1 protein-coding gene is annotated in these 205 nt (G+C 62.9%); it reads left to right on the top strand.

Annotated features, from left to right (window positions below):
- The coding region (locus HMPREF2560_RS01915; RefSeq protein WP_168167303.1) for an RHS repeat domain-containing protein at positions 1-205 on the top strand (205 nt) is incomplete at both ends.

The raw sequence follows: 205 nt of genomic DNA, 5'->3' as shown, positions 1-205 counted from the left end.
CCCGCCACCACTACGACGCAGCGGGCAACCCCGTCCGTACCGACTATCCCGACGGCAGTCACGAAACCTTCGAATACGACCGCCTCAACCGTCTGACCGCCTACATCGATGGACTCGGTGCCAAAACCGCCTACGAACTCGCAGTGGACGGACTGCCGCTCAAACGCACCAACGCGCTGGGCCATACCTTCGCCTACGCCTACGA

Origin of the sequence: Neisseria sp. HMSC078H04 (genome assembly GCF_001838135.1) — a bacterium.
Classification (GTDB): Bacteria; Pseudomonadota; Gammaproteobacteria; order Burkholderiales; family Neisseriaceae; genus Neisseria.
This window is presented reverse-complemented; position numbering and strand designations above follow the sequence as displayed.